The sequence below is a fragment of the Ochrobactrum sp. MYb379 genome, from assembly GCF_037479515.1.
Lineage (GTDB): Bacteria > Pseudomonadota > Alphaproteobacteria > Rhizobiales > Rhizobiaceae > Brucella.
In genome coordinates this window covers 109,852-124,830 of the sequence record NZ_JBBGYW010000001.1, presented here as the reverse complement: position 1 = coordinate 124,830, position 14,979 = coordinate 109,852, and the positions used below count along the sequence as shown (strand labels likewise).

Sequence of the window (14,979 nt, the reverse complement as noted above, 5' to 3'; positions counted from 1 at the left end):
ACCTCAAATTTTCCTTGCAAGAGCCGGAATAGTTTCAATCCGGTATGTGGCATCCGTGAAGAAATACTCCACCAGATTATCCTCTTTGCCTGCGCGGTCGACAATCAAAAAATCTGATGTCTCCTCCAGCGACACAAGCGGGTGATGCCATACATTGCGCCAGTAGTTCACGCCCTGATCGCCGCGCGCAAGAAACGCCCGTGGCCTTGCTGGCTTTCCATTGCCATCCTCTGCCACAACAATCAGGAACGGCCTGCCATGCAGCGGGACAAAAGCTTGCGAACCAAAAGGATGGCGTTCCAGCATCGTAATATCGATTGGAGCTTTGAATGACTGACCTCGGAAAATATTGATAAGAACCCGTGCGTCAGTACCCTCTGCTTCGACGTGAGCAAGGTCGTGAAAGCGCTCTGTTGTGCCATTGTTAATAAGACGCAGTTCAGCGCCTTCCGTCTCAATCACATCGCCAAAAGGCGCAAAGCCGACTTTTGTCAGCGGCTCAACCTCAAGCACTTCAAACTTCACGTCACTCTCCCCACGAGCCAGACAAATGTTGGAACAACAAAGCTTTGCAGGTCGCACATTGTCAACCGCGAAGCAGTTTCAACAAAGATACGAAAAAGGCCGGGTCACGTGCCCGGCCTTTAAAATCTATCGATAACTTAGGACTATCGGCGCTTAAACAGCGCGCTCACAGCAGGAACACCGCAAGCAGCCAATGCAAGCTTGACCAGATCACCTATAATGAAAACACCGAAGCCAAAGGCAATGCCTTTTTCGAGACCGAACAGATACGCCATCCAGCCTGCGCCCATGACAAGCACAACGGCCTCAGCAAGCAACATCACGCCGCCCAGCTTGAAAGGATTGCGTGCAAGCCCCTTATCGGCAGCGCGGCCAATCATCCATGCGGCCAACAGATAGGAAAGCAAATAGCCGCCGGTCGGGCCTACCATATAAGCAAGGCCAATGCCCTTCTCAGGCGTGCCGGTAAACACTGGCATTCCGAGTGCGCCTTCAAGCAAATAGAGCGCTACGGTTGCAACAGCAAGACGCGATCCATAAACCGCAGAAATTGCAAAGAGTGCGAAGGTCTGCATCGTTACATTGACGTAAAGAAGATCGACCTTGATGTTGGCCGAAATCGTCAGGATAGCCGTGCCGATCAGCGCAAGCGATACGAAGTAAAAAGCGCGCGTCAGTTGACGCGTCGGCAAGTAGTGTGCTGCGAGCGATGCGGTGGCGACTTTTGCCCGTGATCTGTTCTGCATATCCGTGTCACTCCTTCCGACTGGGTATTTCCGCTAACAAGCCAGATAATCCATTTGAAACCCAACACCATAAACTTTAATCCGGTTTAACCATAAAACCAAAGAACTATGATTATTCAATGGGGACTATTCAATGGCACTCGATTTCAACGGCAGCTTTCTGCCTGAATATGGAACTCCGGTTGCCGTGAGTAAAGGTCTTTTACGCCTGACCGTTAACAATCCGAGTGCTTTTACCTTTCATGGTACAAACAGCTATATTGTCGGCACCGATACGCTTGCCGTCATTGATCCCGGCCCGGAAGATGAAGCGCATTATCAGGCACTTCTCGCAGCTATCGCCGGACGTCCGGTCAGCCATATTTTTGTAAGCCACACCCATCGCGATCACTCGCCGCTTGCACAGCAACTAAAACACGAAACTGGCGCGCTTGTTGTTGCCGAAGGTCCGCATCGCCCCTCCCGCCCCTATTACAGTGGCGAAGTGAACATGCTTGAAGCAAGTGCAGATACGGATTTTATGCCAGACATAGCGCTAAACGATGGCGCAACAATTGATGGCGATGGCTGGACGTTGCGTGGCATACATACGCCCGGCCATGCCGCTAACCACATGGCCTTCGGTTTAGAGGGAACAGGTTTTCTGTTTTCCGCCGATCACGTTATGGCATGGGCAACATCGATTGTAGCGCCACCCGATGGATCGATGAGCGATTACATGACCTCGCTTGAAAAGCTGCTGGAGCGCGACGACAGCATATATCTGCCCGGCCATGGCGGCGCTGTCACCAAACCGGCAGCCTTCGTGCGTGGCTTGCGCGCGCATCGCAAAATGCGCGAACGGGCGATATTAGAGAGAATTCTTCAGGGTGATCGCACTATTCACGATATGGTCAAAGCGATCTATCGCGATACGGACCCGCGCCTGCATGGAGCAGCCGCACTTTCTGTTCTCGCTCACCTGGAAGATCTGGTCAGTCGCGGAGAGATCACCACGGATGGCTTTCCATCGATCAGCGGCATCTATCAGCCACGCTGATCACTGCACATCAGCGGGTGCCTTGTTAACCTCACCTTCGAGCGCTGACAGAAATTCTGTGACAAAGGCAGCATTCAGGCCCATATCCCGCTCGCCGTACTGCGAGACAGATCGCATATCGACATAAGTCGTTTCCCCCTCATCCAGCAGGCGGATAACAACGTCACTTTTCAACCCAAGAATGGTGCTATGCGCTGTTGCTGCAAATCGTGTGGCGTTCTGCGCGGTCAGCGGCGTATCGCGCCCGATCTTTTCCCAACCGAAGGCCTTCAGCGTATTTTCGACACCTTGCGCCACCCGATCGGGTGCGGCTTCATAACGGCGTCCTATCACATCAGGATAGGCAGACATCTGCCCCAGCATATCGCCCTGAATCTCTAACGGCAGTGCATTCATACGTGCAAGGCGCGCGGGCATTGTCGAAGGGAATTGAGGCGGCGTATCAAAATCGGTCGTCAGATCATAGAGCGGCGGCGAGCTATACCAAAGTGAAGCAACAAAACAGATTGGCAACAAAACAGTTAATGCAAGAAAACATGCCCAGAATGAGCGCGCGCCGCCCTTGTCACCATTCACCCATAGATTGCGTAGCCCTTTCGCCGCGAAAATCAGTGCTAAAATCGCAAAGATGCCACCGACGACTGCAAGCAGCACAAAGTCAGGCGTCTCTATTTTGCCAAACCGGTGCAGGATAAAACCAATCGTCGAAAAAACCATGGCGAACACGCCAAGCCGCAATGCCCATATTGCGGAGCGCGACTGTCGGCGCTGATAGCGAAGCTTTTTCATGCGGGTTCCCAACTGCGTTTGGAGCACGTCCATGCATAACAGAGACTGTTCAAGCGCAAAAGAAAAAGGCTCGCTCTACCCTGTGAATTTAACCAGTTATAAAAATAGTCGGGAAAAATAGAGTTAAATCAATATAAAAGCTATTGCAGCAACTTCTAACGGAAGGCATGATTACGTATATGGGGGCTTCTTTAGGAATCGTCGGAGAGGACGACATGGATCGCACCCTTCATAATGGCCATATGCCAGCTACACCCAGCACTGCGCAAGCAGAGCAGGATGTCATGACGCTGGAAGCTGTCGAGCTTGAATTTGCTCTTGGCGCCATCGACGTTTTCATCGAAGGATTTGACACAGCCCTTGCCAAGGCAGCCGAGCGCGTAGGCGGCGAAGTTCTTTTCAACATGCCAGCGCTGGACACCACTCAGGCACAGCGCATAGGTGCGATTGCCATTGCCGGACAACCGCACGATCAGGTTGTATTTGTGACATTAGGCCATGATGGAACCACGCTTTCAGTGGCTCCACCCACTGGTGAAAATGCTTTATTTGTAAGCCTTGGTCGCAATTATGCAGATGTTATGAAAAGCCTGACACCGAACGGCAAGACGACAAACGGCGGCTGACAGTATCAATCGCCAGTCTTTGGTTTTGCAATTGTCGCAGGCGCTACAGCGTGCAAATTATGTGCAGGCACCGGATTAAGCTCCATGGTCGTCTCAACATCGCGCAGCTTTACAAATTTCATGCCTTTGGCTTGAAGCGCCAGAATGCCTTTGGCCACACCCTCACCCGCCGAACGTGTCGGCTGGTTGATATGCGAAATGATGACATCGCCATCACGCGCCGCCGCAATACGCTTTGCAACGACCGGTGCCAGCAAAGATGCACCCTGATCGCCGTTGAGCGAATAGCCACCGATTTTGTAACCCATCGTTTCCGCGAGCTTCACAGCATCGGTTGAATAACGTGCTGTTGCGTCTCGATACCATTGCGGCTTTGATGCACCCGATTTGGCAATAGCATCCGCACCGCCATCAATCTCGGATCGAACAGCATCCAGCGACCCTGCCGTTTTGATATTATACATGGTCGGCACATTGGTAATGGCTGGCACATGCATATTGCCGTGGTTTTCAATATCGAAGAGTTCGGGGTGAGCCTTCATTACCGCAAAAGATTCAGCATTCTGCCTCAACCAGCGCGCAGTGACAAAAATTGTCGCTGGAATGCGGTTCTCTACCAGCACGTCCAGAATACGATGATCCGTCTTCCCCATACAGGCATCAAGCGTCAGTGCTACTTGCGGCGCTGCAGCGCCGCCCTTCGCAATGCGCAGTTGCGGCTCCACGATACTGATCTTTTGATGCTTTTCTTGCTGTGGCAGCGCATCATAGGCGTTGGACACAGTGCTAAAGCAAACCAAAGCGGCCCCCGCCGCTAACAACTGACGAAACATTGTTGCCCCGATAATTAAAAATTCTGGCACTTACAGCGCCAGAACCAAAGCCGAATTATGGCATGCATTTATTACAGGCATCTTGTCAAAAAACTGCTTCACTCTTTTCAGGATGCACTTATGTTCCGCGCCGCCGCCTGAGCTGCAGCAAGACGTGCAATCGGCACCCGGAATGGCGAGCAGGACACGTAATCAAGACCTGTTTGCTCGCAGAAAGCAATAGAAGCCGGATCACCGCCATGTTCGCCACAGATGCCAAGCTTAAGCTTGTCGCGTGTTTTGCGTCCACGCTCGGCGGCAATCTGGATCAACTCGCCCACACCATCGAAATCGAGCGAAACAAATGGATCCTGCTCGATCACGCCACGGCTTTGATAGGTCGAAAGAAAAGGTGCAGCATCGTCTCGCGAAATGCCAAATGTCGTCTGCGTGAGGTCGTTGGTGCCGAATGAGAAGAACTCAGCCGTTTCCGCAATTTCAGCAGCCCGCAAAGCCGCCCGCGGCAATTCGATCATTGTGCCGACCATATAGTCGATCTGAACACCGGACTCGCCGATCACTTCTTTTGCCACAGCATCGATGCGCGCTTTGACGAAATCAAGCTCTGCCTTGAGACCGACCAGCGGCACCATAACTTCCGGCACCACATGCTCACCGGTCTTCTTGCCCGCTTCAACGGCTGCTTCAAAGATCGCACGTGCCTGCATTTCAGCGATTTCGGGATAAGAAATCGCTAAGCGACAACCGCGATGACCGAGCATCGGGTTGAACTCGTGTAGGCTATCGGCACGTTCGCGCAATTTCTCTGCGTCCACACCCATAGCGTTTGCCACTTCTGCCACTTCCTCGTCGGTACGCGGCAGAAACTCGTGCAAAGGCGGGTCAAGCAAACGGATCGTAACAGGCAAGCCTTTCATGATCTCAAACAGCTCGACAAAGTCCGAGCGTTGCATTGGCAGCAGCTTGGCCAAAGCCGCACGACGACCTTCTTCCTTATCGGCAAGGATCATCTCGCGCATAGCTATAATGCGCTCGCCTTCAAAGAACATATGTTCAGTGCGGCAAAGCCCGATGCCTTCTGCACCAAAAGAGCGCGCAGTGCGCGCATCTGCTGGCGTTTCAGCATTGGCCCGCACTTTCATGCGGCGCGTTTTGTCCGCCCACTCCATCAGCTTGCCAAAATCACCCGAAAGCTCTGGCTGCAACATGGCGACCTTGCCTTTCAGCACCTGACCATTGCTGCCATCAACGGTGATCACATCACCCTTTTTGAAGGTTTGACCTGCTGCAAGCATGATGCCATTGCGATAATCAACGCGCAGCGAACCTGCACCCGACACGCAAGGCTTGCCCATACCGCGTGCAACCACTGCCGCATGGCTGGTCATGCCGCCGCGCGTGGTCAGAATGCCCTCAGCCGCATGCATACCATGAATATCTTCCGGGCTTGTCTCGACACGCACCAGAATGACATTGCGGCCTTCAGCCTTTGCCTGTTCAGCATCTTCCGATGAGAACACGATTTCGCCCGTCGCAGCTCCCGGTGAAGCCGGCAAGCCCTGTCCGATGACAATGCGCTCGGCACGCGGATCAATGGTCGGATGCAGAAGCTGATCCAGCGCTGCTGGATCAATACGCAGTACGGCTTCTTCTTCCGTTATCAAACCTTCTGCGGCCATCTCAACAGCCATTTTGAGTGCAGCCTTTGCCGTGCGCTTGCCCGAACGGGTTTGCAGCATCCAGAGCTTGCCACGCTCAATGGTGAATTCCAGATCCTGCATATCGCGGTAATGCTGTTCAAGCCGATCTGCCACTTTCAGAAAGTCGGCGAAAGCTTCCGGCATGACTTTTTCAAGAGAAGGCTTATCAGAACCCGCTGCAATGCGCGCTTCTTCTGTAATGTTCTGCGGTGTGCGAATGCCTGCCACCACATCTTCGCCCTGTGCATTAACCAGAAACTCGCCATAGAGCTTCTTTTCACCCGTCGATGGATTGCGTGTGAAAGCAACGCCAGTTGCAGAGGTGTCGCCCATATTGCCAAACACCATGGCCTGCACATTTACTGCTGTGCCCCATTGCGCCGGGATGTTATGCAGACGACGATAGGTAATCGCTCGCGCATTCATCCAGCTTGAAAAAACCGCACTGATAGCACCCCAGAGCTGCTCATGCGGGTCTTGTGGGAAAGGCTGGCCAAGTTCTTCCTCGACCTTTTCCTTATAAAGCGCGATCACATCTTTCCAGTCATCCGCACTCAAAGCCGTATCGACCTCAACGCCGAGATCGGCTTTTTTGTCTTCAAGAATTTCTTCAAAGAAGCCATGATCGACGCCCAGCACGACGTCCGAATACATCTGAATGAACCGGCGGTAGCTGTCATAGGCAAAGCGTTCGTCGCCTGCCTCACGTGCGATTGCCTGCACGGTTTCATCATTGAGGCCCAAGTTCAGAACCGTATCCATCATGCCCGGCATGGATGCACGCGCACCCGAACGCACCGACACAAGCAACGGCTTTTCCGCGCCACCAAACACGCGTCCGGTTAGCTTCGCCACCTGATCAAGAGCGGTCTGTACCTGCTGGTCCAGCTCAGCAGGATAGGTGCGCTCATTGTCGTAATAAGAGGTGCACAGCTCTGTGGTGATTGTAAAACCGGGCGGCACAGGCAAGCCAAGGCTGCTCATTTCAGCCAGATTCGCTCCTTTGCCGCCGAGAAGGTTGCGATCACTCGCAGCGCCCTCTGCCTTGCCATCACCGAATGCGTACACCCACTTTGCCATTCTGGCCTCCCATGCGCAGGTAACGATCCGCAATGTCTGTGGTTTTCCACAGGCTTGCAGAAACTCTCTTCGTGCTTATGCGATCAAGTCACTGTCTGCCAATCAAAAAAGACAAAGGCTCGTAATAGAATCGATTAGACGGCTTTTAAGCTGTAGCAACGATTGACTCTTCATGCGTCTTGCGGCAAAAATAAGAACAAAAATAGAACATGTGGAGTTGACTATGCGTATCACCGGCAAACTCGATTATCTGGAAATGCCCGCGGGCAATGGTTCGCTGGATAGTGCCAAAAGTTTTTATGCGCGCGCGTTTGGCTGGTCTTTCATTGATTATGGCCCTACCTATTCCGCCTTTGCGGAAGGTCTGGATGGTGGTTTCGATGCAGACCCGGAAGCGACGCGCAAGCCATTGCCTGTCCTTTATTCCGCACAGCTTGAGGAAACACTAAAGGCCGTCACCGAAGCCGGTGGAACTGTTGTAAAACCGATCTTTACATTTCCGGGTGGGCGTCGTTTTCACTTCACTGATCCTGCTGGCAATGAGCTTGCAGTCTGGAGCGAGAACTAACAACATCATGGTCGCTGGTTGACAGCAGCGACCATTTGTAAATGATGCGGCGCATCTTATTAATTCAAAGAGAATTTGGTGACATGCGCTTCATTCTTCCAACTGTTCTGCTTTCCCTCGCTGCAACCTCTGCTTTTGCCCGAACAGAAGTGCCAGCACCTGAAAATGTGCCACTCAGTCAGTGTGAAGAATTTCTAAAAGGAATGAGCCTTCTCACGCCCGCCAAGGATTATGCCGTCAGAGATATTCCTGATGGTTGCGTCGTGTCGAACAGCATTTATCACACCATGCATTTGATGGGCTGGACGATTGAGAGAGCCATTCTGGAAGTTGACCGGTTTCAAGACTATCTTTCTGAGGCACCTGATCTGAACAAAACCGTCCCGCAATGGGGACGCATAGCCGTTGATGGTATGCGTATGACGATAAACAGCGGCAGCAAAGTATCGGACTACATCACCTCAATTCAGCAATGGCCAATCGATTTCAGCGCTTCTTATCGCTTCAATCCGAAAGACGGTTATCTCCATATCCAAAATGCAGAGATTAACAGCACCAAGATGGGCAAGGCGTCATTGTCTGCCGAGATCAACCTGCCGGTTGATTCAACTGTTGGAAGCCTCACCGCCAATCCGAGCGCCACGCTCTCTCATTTGCGCATACGCCTCGATAATCAGGGGTTGTGGGAAAGCCTCGCTTTGCCCCTTCTTGCCAATTACGCCGCCTTACCAACTGAGACTGGTGAGAGCGACCCAGAAGTCGATATTGCGCGTCTGCGTGATATTGTGAGCAAATCTGTCGAAGCCATGCCGGACAATCAGATTGATGCTTCATCCCGAAAATCTCTGCTGCGCTTTGTCCAGGATATGCCGCATCCGAACGGCTTCTTCACACTGGATTTGCATTTCGACAAACCAACGCCAATCGGCCTCAATGATCTGGAACCGGGCAAGCTTGCAGATCATGCATTCACGGGCGCAAAAATGACCGTGACGTATAGAGCGCGCTGATAAACTCTAGTATTTGACCAAACAAGACAGTAACAACAGCCATGTCCACATCTCTGTCATCCCTTGAATCCGCCGCTAAATACCTGTCGCAATCCGACAAGGATCAGTTCTTCAAAATCAAGCGCGACATGGAAGCATCAGGTGCTTCCAGAGCAAGCATTGAAGAACGTCTTCATGAGTTCATCTGGCAAATCATTGAAGCCGATGATGACGAAGACGAAAGCGACGATGAGGAATAATAAGCTAACTTAGCTGCAAGGATCAGACCGCTTCGCGCAATTGCTCTGCGGTCTGAAGATCAACCGAAACGAGCTGGCTCACACCCTGCTCGCCCATGGTTACGCCGAACAGGCGATTCATGCGCGCCATCGTAATTGGATTATGCGTGATGACCACAAAACGCGTTTCGGTTGAAGCCGCCATCTCATCCATAAGATTGCAATAGCGCTCGACATTATGATCGTCGAGCGGTGCATCCACTTCGTCCAGCACGCAAATTGGTGCCGGATTGGTCAGGAACACGGCGAAAATCAGTGCCATTGCAGTCAGCGCCTGTTCGCCGCCTGAAAGCAGCGTCATGGTTTGGGGCTTTTTGCCGGGTGGGCGTGCCAGAATTTCAAGGCCAGCATCCAGTGGATCATCGCTTTCAATTAACTGCAATTCCGCAGTACCGCCGCCAAAAAGATGTGTGAACAGACGCTGGAACTGCGCATTCACCACATCAAACGCCGCCAGCAAACGTTCACGCCCTTCACGGTTAAGGCTCTGGATCGCCTGACGCAGTTTTTTGATTGCTTCAATAACGTCTTCGCGCTCAGAAATAATCGCCTCAAGACGTGCAGAAAGCTCCTGACTTTCCTCTTCTGCACGCAGATTGACCGCACCCAAGCGCTCGCGCTCAATACGCAAGCGCTCAAGCTGGCGTTCAAGCTGATCGGGGTCAGGCATACGGTCATCAGGCTTTAAGCCCGTGTGACGGATGGCTTCATGTGGCGCACAGTTCAATGCATCGGCAATGCGTGCTTCGGTATCCTTGCGGCGTTCTTCCGCAGCTGTCAGACGCTCTTCCGCACGCGCACGCTGTTCGCGGCTGGTCGCAAGATGTTGAATTGCAAGCGTTGCAGCCTTGTCGAGTTCTGCCTGCGCAGTCTCCGCTTGCGCCAGAATATCGGCCGCTTGTTTGCGGCGCCCATCGGCGTCTGAAAGCTCATTGAGCAATGCACGCCGGCGGCTCTCAATCTCCTCGGGTGCTTCGGCAAGCGCCTCCGCTTCATCGGCTGTTTCCGCACGACGATCATTCAGGGCCGCAATCTGCTGTGCAGCATTTTCTGCGCGCGACGCCCAGTTGCGACGCTCAAGCCCAATCATCGCGAGACGACGGGCTCGATTGTCCGCTTCACGTCGCTGCCCTTCATAAGCCGCGCGCGCTTCGGCAAGCTGCACGCGATCCGACTGGACTTCCGTAGTCATCGCCGAATGACGTTCGCCAATTGCATCCATATCCGGCATTTCATTGAGGCGGTCTTCGGCTTCAACGACGCGGATCTGTGCTTCTTCGAGATTTTCTTCGAGACGAGACTTGGCCTCTTCGAGACCAGCGCGCTTAGTCGCCAGTTGCCCAGCAGCACGCTCCACTGCAGCCAAAGCTTCACGCGCCTCATCCAGCCTGCGCTGATTGGCGCGCCATGAATCGCGCGCCACGCGTTCATTCTCCACAGCTTGACGCACAGCCACTTCAAAGCGCTGCACAGCCTGCTCCGCAGACTGAACCCGCGCGCGGGCATTCACTGCCTCTTGCTCAAGTTCCGCCAAGCGGTTCTTCTGGGCAAGTCGCTGTGCAGCAGGCGTTGGCGCATCAGCGCTTGCTGTGTAACCATCCCAGCGCCACAATGCACCAGCTTTGCTAACCAACCGCTGACCAGGGCGTAACGACGCCTGTAAACGTTGGCCGTCCTGATCGGAGACCACACCGACCTGCGCCAGTCTGCGGCGCAATTGCTGCGGCCCCTCCACCAAGCGATCAAGCGGCGTACTGCCTTCTGGCAAAGCCGGGTCACTTTGTATTGCCGGATTATAGGCCCAGAAAACTGGCGCATTAGCATCGCTTGCGGCATCTAGGTCTTCACCTAATGCTGCACCAAGGGCGATTTCATAGCCCTTCTCAACCTGCAATTCTTCAACAACCGGCGGAAACTGTCCCGTTTCACCCGCATTGAGAATACGCGCCAGTGTCTGCGCTTCGGTCTCCACACGATTGAGTTCCGTGCGCGCTTCATTGAGCGGCTGGCGGCTTGCCGCTTCCTGCTCACGCGCAGCACCGACAAGTTCTTCAGCTGCAATGACCATATCTTCAGAGGCTGCCAGCGCATCCGTTGCAGCTTCAACCGCCAAACGCTTTTCAGCAGGATCAAACAATCCGCCAATCTGTTCAGCAACCGCCGCGATATCGCGCTCTATTGTCTCCATCTGGCTTGCCAAACGGTTACGACGACTTTGCGTTTCCTGCAAAACGCGCTCGATCTGTGTGCGCTCAGCGGTGGCCTCTGCGCGTTCCGCTGTCACGCGGGCCAGCGAGTTTTCGCTGTCCTGCAACCGGATTTCCGATTCCTCAAAGATCGCACGCAATTCTTCATCGCGCTCACCAGATGCTTCGTTAGAAGCAATCAGTTCCTGCTCTTCTTCGTCCAGCCGCTCCAGAATATCTGCGTTTTCACGCACCATCTGTTCTTCACGCGCAATATCTGACGTGAGTTGCTCAAGCCGCTTCATCAGCTCGGCACGGCGCAAACGAATGCGGTCATCCTCTTCGTCAAGCTGCGTGCGGGCAATAGAAAGACGCTGCAATGCAGCGGCGGCTTTGGCCTCTGCCTCGCGCAGTTCAGGCAATTTATGTGCGCCAACACCCTGTTCGCGCGCCGCATTCATCTGCGCCTGTGCCATGTCACCAACAACGGTGGTTGCCTGTGCCAATACGCTTTGTGCTTCGCCTTCCTGCGCTTTCGCCTGCGACCAGCGCAAATGCAACAAAGATGCCTCAGCGCGACGCATATCGGCTGATAGTGCCTTGAATCGATTGGCCTGACGCGCCTGACGTTTCAGGCTTTCAATCTGACTGCCAAGTTCGCCCACTACATCTTCAAGACGTTCAAGATTTCCTTCGGCTGCACGCAGCCGCAGCTCCGCTTCGTGGCGGCGCGTATGCAAGCCAGAAATACCAGCTGCCTCTTCGAGCAGCGCGCGCCGCGCCTGTGGCTTAGCCTGAATGAGTTCACCAATGCGGCCCTGCCCCACCATGGACGGTGAGCGAGCCCCCGTCGATTGATCCGCAAACAGCAGCTGCACATCCTTGGCGCGCGCTTCCTTGCCGTTGATGCGATAGACGGAGCCTGCTTCGCGCTCAATGCGGCGTGAAACCTGTAATTCGTCCTGATCATTATAGGCCGCAGGTGCCGAGCGGTCGGAATTATCAAGAAAAAGAGTAACTTCTGCCGTGTTACGCGCCGGACGCGTAGCAGAACCGGAGAAAATCACATCGTCCATGCCGGAAGCGCGCATGTTTTTGTATGAGTTTTCACCCATCACCCAGCGCAGCGCTTCAACGAGATTGGACTTGCCGCAGCCATTCGGCCCGACAACCCCCGTCAGCCCGCCCACAATGACGAACTCCATCGGCTCGACAAAGGACTTGAAACCAACAAGGCGCAGTTTAGAGAAACGCATCAGTAAGCGCCTCCCTCAGAAACGCAAAAAGCGGACGCAATGAAGCGTCCGCTTTTCATGCCGAAAGGCGGCTTAGAGCAGCTTGTCAATGATTGCCGACATCTCGTCAACCGAAAGGGCTCCAGCATATTTCTGTCCGTTGATGAAGAAAGTTGGCGTGGCGTTCACACCAAATTCCGTCGATCCGCGTTCCATGGTTCCCCTCACATCATCGAGAACTTGCTGGTTCGTCAAGCAAGCCTTGAACGACTCCTGTGTAAAACCTGCAAGTTTCGCAATCTGGAGCAGTGCAGCTTCACCATCGGCTGCGCCAGCCCACTGTTGCTGCTGCTTGAAGAACACTTCAACCATAGGGAAATAACGGTCTTCCGGTGCGCAGCGCGCCAGCATAAAAGCGGCGGTCGCGCGTGGATCGAATGGGAATTCGCGGAAAATCAGCTTCGCTTTACCGGTATCAATGTATTTTTCTTTGATAGTCGGCAAGGTGTTGATAGCGAAATCTGCGCAATGCGAACAGGTCAGCGATGCATATTCCACGATGGTAACAGGCGCATCGGCCTTGCCATAAACCATGTCTTTAATCTTGCCCGGATCAGCAACCTTGGCAGCGTCGACAGTTGCTTCAGCGCTGCGTGACTGAGCGCTCGCATTGCCGCTAAAAGCAAGTCCTGCGGCAGCTGCGCCAGCAAGAGAAATAACATGTCTGCGGTTAAGCGTTGCAGGCATACGAATCATCCAGTCCTGTTTGAATGTTGACTTTTAAAGACAATTTAGAGCGACCAGCCGATATTCACCAGCCCTCACGTGATCAAATGAAGTTCAACAATAGTCTTGAATCGAATTTATGGCAGGCGAATCACTTCTTCGTTGATCGTTTCTCTGCGAGTATATTTTTACCAAGTCGAGCAAGAGCCGCTCGCAGCGCATCATCTTCAATACCGTCAGTCGCCTTATCAATGCGCCGCTCTTCCGACGGTGCTAGAGGCGCAAAGCGTTTTGGCTTGCGTCTAAAATCAAGCGCGGGCGGCTTCTGCTCGATCTTGATACGACCAATCGCAGAGAAACCGAGAAAGCCGTTCACGCGGCTGATGATTTCTCCAGTTTCGTGTTGGATCTGCAAAGCAGCGAAACCTTCGCACGCGATAATCAAAGTGGCCGGACTGAAAGGATCGTCATCGCTCAAACGTCGAGGCCATAAAATACGCAACGGCCGCGAAGAGCTTCCTATTGCCGGACCAACAATATCTTCCCACGATTGCAGCAATGAGAGGCTGATCCCCGCACGCTTTTGCAACATCGGGTCCATCAGACCAGATGTCATATCAGCCAGCGGGCGAAAGCCTCGTTTTGGTTTGCGCTCGTTCATCGCGTTCCATTATAGCCGCGAAACCAATCAACAAACAAAGGAATACCTTCATCAAGCGTGGTTTGGGGGCTGAAGCCGAGATCGCGTGCGGCCAGTGCAATATCCGCATAGGTGCGAGGAACATCAGCAGCGGGCATCGGCTCCAGCTTGCGGATGGCTTGCTTGCCACATGCTTTTTCGATCGCTGCAATGAAATCATTGAGCATCACGGGGCGATTATTGCCAAGATTATAGACCGGAGCCGTATCTGCTGGCTGTTCCAATATCCTTTTAACAGCGCCCAAAACACCACTTACGATATCGTCTACAAATGTGAAGTCGCGCTGCATTTCGCCATTGTTAAAAACGCGGATCGGTTCGCCTTTGAGAATTGCTGACGTAAACAGCCAAGGCGCCATGTCGGGACGACCAAATGGACCATAGACCGTGAAGAAGCGCAGACCGGTCGAGTGCAGACCGTGCACGTGCTTGTAAGAGACCGCCAGAAGCTCGCCTGATCGCTTAGTCGCCGCATAGACCGAGACAGGATGATCAACCGCATCGGTTTCCGAAAACGGAATTTTTTCGTTGGCGCCATAGACGGACGATGAGCTTGCATAGACGACAGGTGGACGTTTATCGAGCTTCAGGGCCGTTTCAAATACACTCACCTGTCCCATGACATTTGCGGAGACATAGGCAGCAGGATTTTCGATGGAATAGCGGACACCTGCCTGTGCCGCCAGATGCACGATCACATCGGCATCGCGGTCAGTGCCAATAGCAGCATTAAAGGCTGCCGCATCGGAAATATCAGCCTGTGCAAAGCGGAAACCGTCACGCGCAGTCAACTTAGACAGACGTGTTTCTTTGAGATCTACCTGATAATAATCATTCAGATTATCAACGCCAATAACCTGCCAGCCTTCATCCAAAAGGCGCGCTGCTGTGTGGTAGCCGATGAAGCCAGCGGCGCCCGTCACTATCGCTTTCATAAG

The 14,979-nt window shown here is 53.4% G+C and carries 14 protein-coding genes; 5 read left to right on the top strand and 9 right to left on the bottom strand.

Annotation, left to right across the window (positions count from 1 at the left end; all coding sequences use genetic code 11):
• Nucleotides 1-3: 3 nt before the first annotated feature.
• Both WH356_RS00640 and WH356_RS00635 read right to left on the bottom strand, forming a co-directional pair.
• Nucleotides 4-525: an ureidoglycolate lyase gene (locus WH356_RS00640; protein WP_339508085.1), complete on the bottom strand. Its 522-nt coding sequence runs from the start codon at nucleotides 523-525 to the stop codon at nucleotides 4-6.
• A 143-nt stretch (nucleotides 526-668) separates the two neighbouring features.
• On the bottom strand, nucleotides 669-1,271 hold the full coding sequence (locus WH356_RS00635) for a biotin transporter BioY (protein ID WP_339508084.1): 603 nt from the start codon (nucleotides 1,269-1,271) through the stop codon (nucleotides 669-671).
• 133 nt (nucleotides 1,272-1,404) lie between these two features.
• On the opposite strand from WH356_RS00635, the gene WH356_RS00630 reads away from it, so the two are divergent.
• Complete coding sequence (locus tag WH356_RS00630; RefSeq protein ID WP_339508083.1) at nucleotides 1,405-2,310, top strand: MBL fold metallo-hydrolase; 906 nt, start codon at nucleotides 1,405-1,407, stop codon at nucleotides 2,308-2,310.
• On the opposite strand, the gene WH356_RS00625 is transcribed toward WH356_RS00630, so the two are convergent.
• Nucleotides 2,311-3,099: a DUF1499 domain-containing protein gene (locus WH356_RS00625; RefSeq protein ID WP_339508082.1), complete on the bottom strand. Its 789-nt coding sequence runs from the start codon at nucleotides 3,097-3,099 to the stop codon at nucleotides 2,311-2,313.
• Between the two features lie 215 nt (nucleotides 3,100-3,314).
• Here WH356_RS00625 and WH356_RS00620 point away from each other — a divergent pair, with 215 nt between their 5' ends.
• Entirely contained in the window at nucleotides 3,315-3,725 is a 411-nt protein-coding gene (locus tag WH356_RS00620; protein ID WP_339508080.1) for a hypothetical protein, read from the top strand.
• 5 nt (nucleotides 3,726-3,730) lie between these two features.
• Here the strand turns inward: WH356_RS00620 and WH356_RS00615 are convergent, their stop codons facing one another.
• Nucleotides 3,731-4,558, bottom strand: a complete 828-nt coding sequence (locus WH356_RS00615; protein WP_339508079.1) for a polysaccharide deacetylase family protein — start codon at nucleotides 4,556-4,558, stop codon at nucleotides 3,731-3,733.
• Nucleotides 4,559-4,665: 107 nt separating this feature from the next.
• Nucleotides 4,666-7,338: a pyruvate, phosphate dikinase gene (gene ppdK / locus WH356_RS00610; protein WP_339508078.1), complete on the bottom strand. Its 2,673-nt coding sequence runs from the start codon at nucleotides 7,336-7,338 to the stop codon at nucleotides 4,666-4,668.
• A gap of 223 nt (nucleotides 7,339-7,561) precedes the next feature.
• Here ppdK and WH356_RS00605 point away from each other — a divergent pair, with 223 nt between their 5' ends.
• The 3 genes from WH356_RS00605 to WH356_RS00595 all read left to right on the top strand — a co-directional run bounded on the left by WH356_RS00605 (nucleotide 7,562) and on the right by WH356_RS00595 (nucleotide 9,155).
• Nucleotides 7,562-7,906: a VOC family protein gene (locus WH356_RS00605; protein ID WP_339508077.1), complete on the top strand. Its 345-nt coding sequence runs from the start codon at nucleotides 7,562-7,564 to the stop codon at nucleotides 7,904-7,906.
• 83 nt (nucleotides 7,907-7,989) lie between these two features.
• A complete protein-coding gene (locus WH356_RS00600; RefSeq protein ID WP_339508076.1) occupies nucleotides 7,990-8,916 on the top strand; it encodes a hypothetical protein in 927 nt (308 codons plus the stop codon).
• Between the two features lie 41 nt (nucleotides 8,917-8,957).
• Nucleotides 8,958-9,155 (top strand): hypothetical protein, encoded by a 198-nt coding sequence (locus WH356_RS00595; RefSeq protein ID WP_339508075.1) that lies wholly within the window; start codon nucleotides 8,958-8,960, stop codon nucleotides 9,153-9,155.
• A gap of 22 nt (nucleotides 9,156-9,177) precedes the next feature.
• Here WH356_RS00595 and smc read toward each other — a convergent pair whose 3' ends face one another.
• From smc to WH356_RS00575, 4 genes are all read right to left on the bottom strand, one after another.
• A complete protein-coding gene (smc, locus tag WH356_RS00590; protein ID WP_339508074.1) occupies nucleotides 9,178-12,636 on the bottom strand; it encodes a chromosome segregation protein SMC in 3,459 nt (1,152 codons plus the stop codon).
• 72 nt (nucleotides 12,637-12,708) lie between these two features.
• A complete protein-coding gene (locus WH356_RS00585; RefSeq protein ID WP_339508073.1) occupies nucleotides 12,709-13,362 on the bottom strand; it encodes a DsbA family protein in 654 nt (217 codons plus the stop codon).
• 130 nt (nucleotides 13,363-13,492) lie between these two features.
• Nucleotides 13,493-14,002, bottom strand: coding sequence for a DUF721 domain-containing protein (locus tag WH356_RS00580; RefSeq protein WP_339508072.1), 510 nt, complete (start codon nucleotides 14,000-14,002; stop codon nucleotides 13,493-13,495).
• A complete protein-coding gene (locus WH356_RS00575) occupies nucleotides 13,999-14,976 on the bottom strand; it encodes an SDR family NAD(P)-dependent oxidoreductase (protein WP_339508071.1) in 978 nt (325 codons plus the stop codon). The genes WH356_RS00580 and WH356_RS00575 overlap by 4 nt, the downstream gene beginning before the upstream one ends.
• Between the last annotated feature and the right edge of the window lie 3 nt (nucleotides 14,977-14,979).

Excerpts from the sequence above, each read along its gene's own strand:
- WH356_RS00635 (WP_339508084.1), bottom strand. The coding sequence starts at position 1,271 with ATGCAGAACAGATCACGGGCAAAAGTCGCCACCGCATCGCTCGCAGCA.
- WH356_RS00630 (WP_339508083.1), top strand. The coding sequence starts at position 1,405 with ATGGCACTCGATTTCAACGGCAGCTTTCTGCCTGAATATGGAACTCCG.
- WH356_RS00625 (WP_339508082.1), bottom strand. The coding sequence starts at position 3,099 with ATGAAAAAGCTTCGCTATCAGCGCCGACAGTCGCGCTCCGCAATATGG.
- WH356_RS00620 (WP_339508080.1), top strand. The coding sequence starts at position 3,315 with ATGGATCGCACCCTTCATAATGGCCATATGCCAGCTACACCCAGCACT.
- WH356_RS00615 (WP_339508079.1), bottom strand. The coding sequence starts at position 4,558 with ATGTTTCGTCAGTTGTTAGCGGCGGGGGCCGCTTTGGTTTGCTTTAGC.
- ppdK (WP_339508078.1), bottom strand. The coding sequence starts at position 7,338 with ATGGCAAAGTGGGTGTACGCATTCGGTGATGGCAAGGCAGAGGGCGCT.
- WH356_RS00605 (WP_339508077.1), top strand. The coding sequence starts at position 7,562 with ATGCGTATCACCGGCAAACTCGATTATCTGGAAATGCCCGCGGGCAAT.
- WH356_RS00600 (WP_339508076.1), top strand. The coding sequence starts at position 7,990 with ATGCGCTTCATTCTTCCAACTGTTCTGCTTTCCCTCGCTGCAACCTCT.
- WH356_RS00595 (WP_339508075.1), top strand. The coding sequence starts at position 8,958 with ATGTCCACATCTCTGTCATCCCTTGAATCCGCCGCTAAATACCTGTCG.
- smc (WP_339508074.1), bottom strand. The coding sequence starts at position 12,636 with ATGCGTTTCTCTAAACTGCGCCTTGTTGGTTTCAAGTCCTTTGTCGAG.
- WH356_RS00585 (WP_339508073.1), bottom strand. The coding sequence starts at position 13,362 with ATGCCTGCAACGCTTAACCGCAGACATGTTATTTCTCTTGCTGGCGCA.
- WH356_RS00580 (WP_339508072.1), bottom strand. The coding sequence starts at position 14,002 with ATGAACGAGCGCAAACCAAAACGAGGCTTTCGCCCGCTGGCTGATATG.
- WH356_RS00575 (WP_339508071.1), bottom strand. The coding sequence starts at position 14,976 with ATGAAAGCGATAGTGACGGGCGCCGCTGGCTTCATCGGCTACCACACA.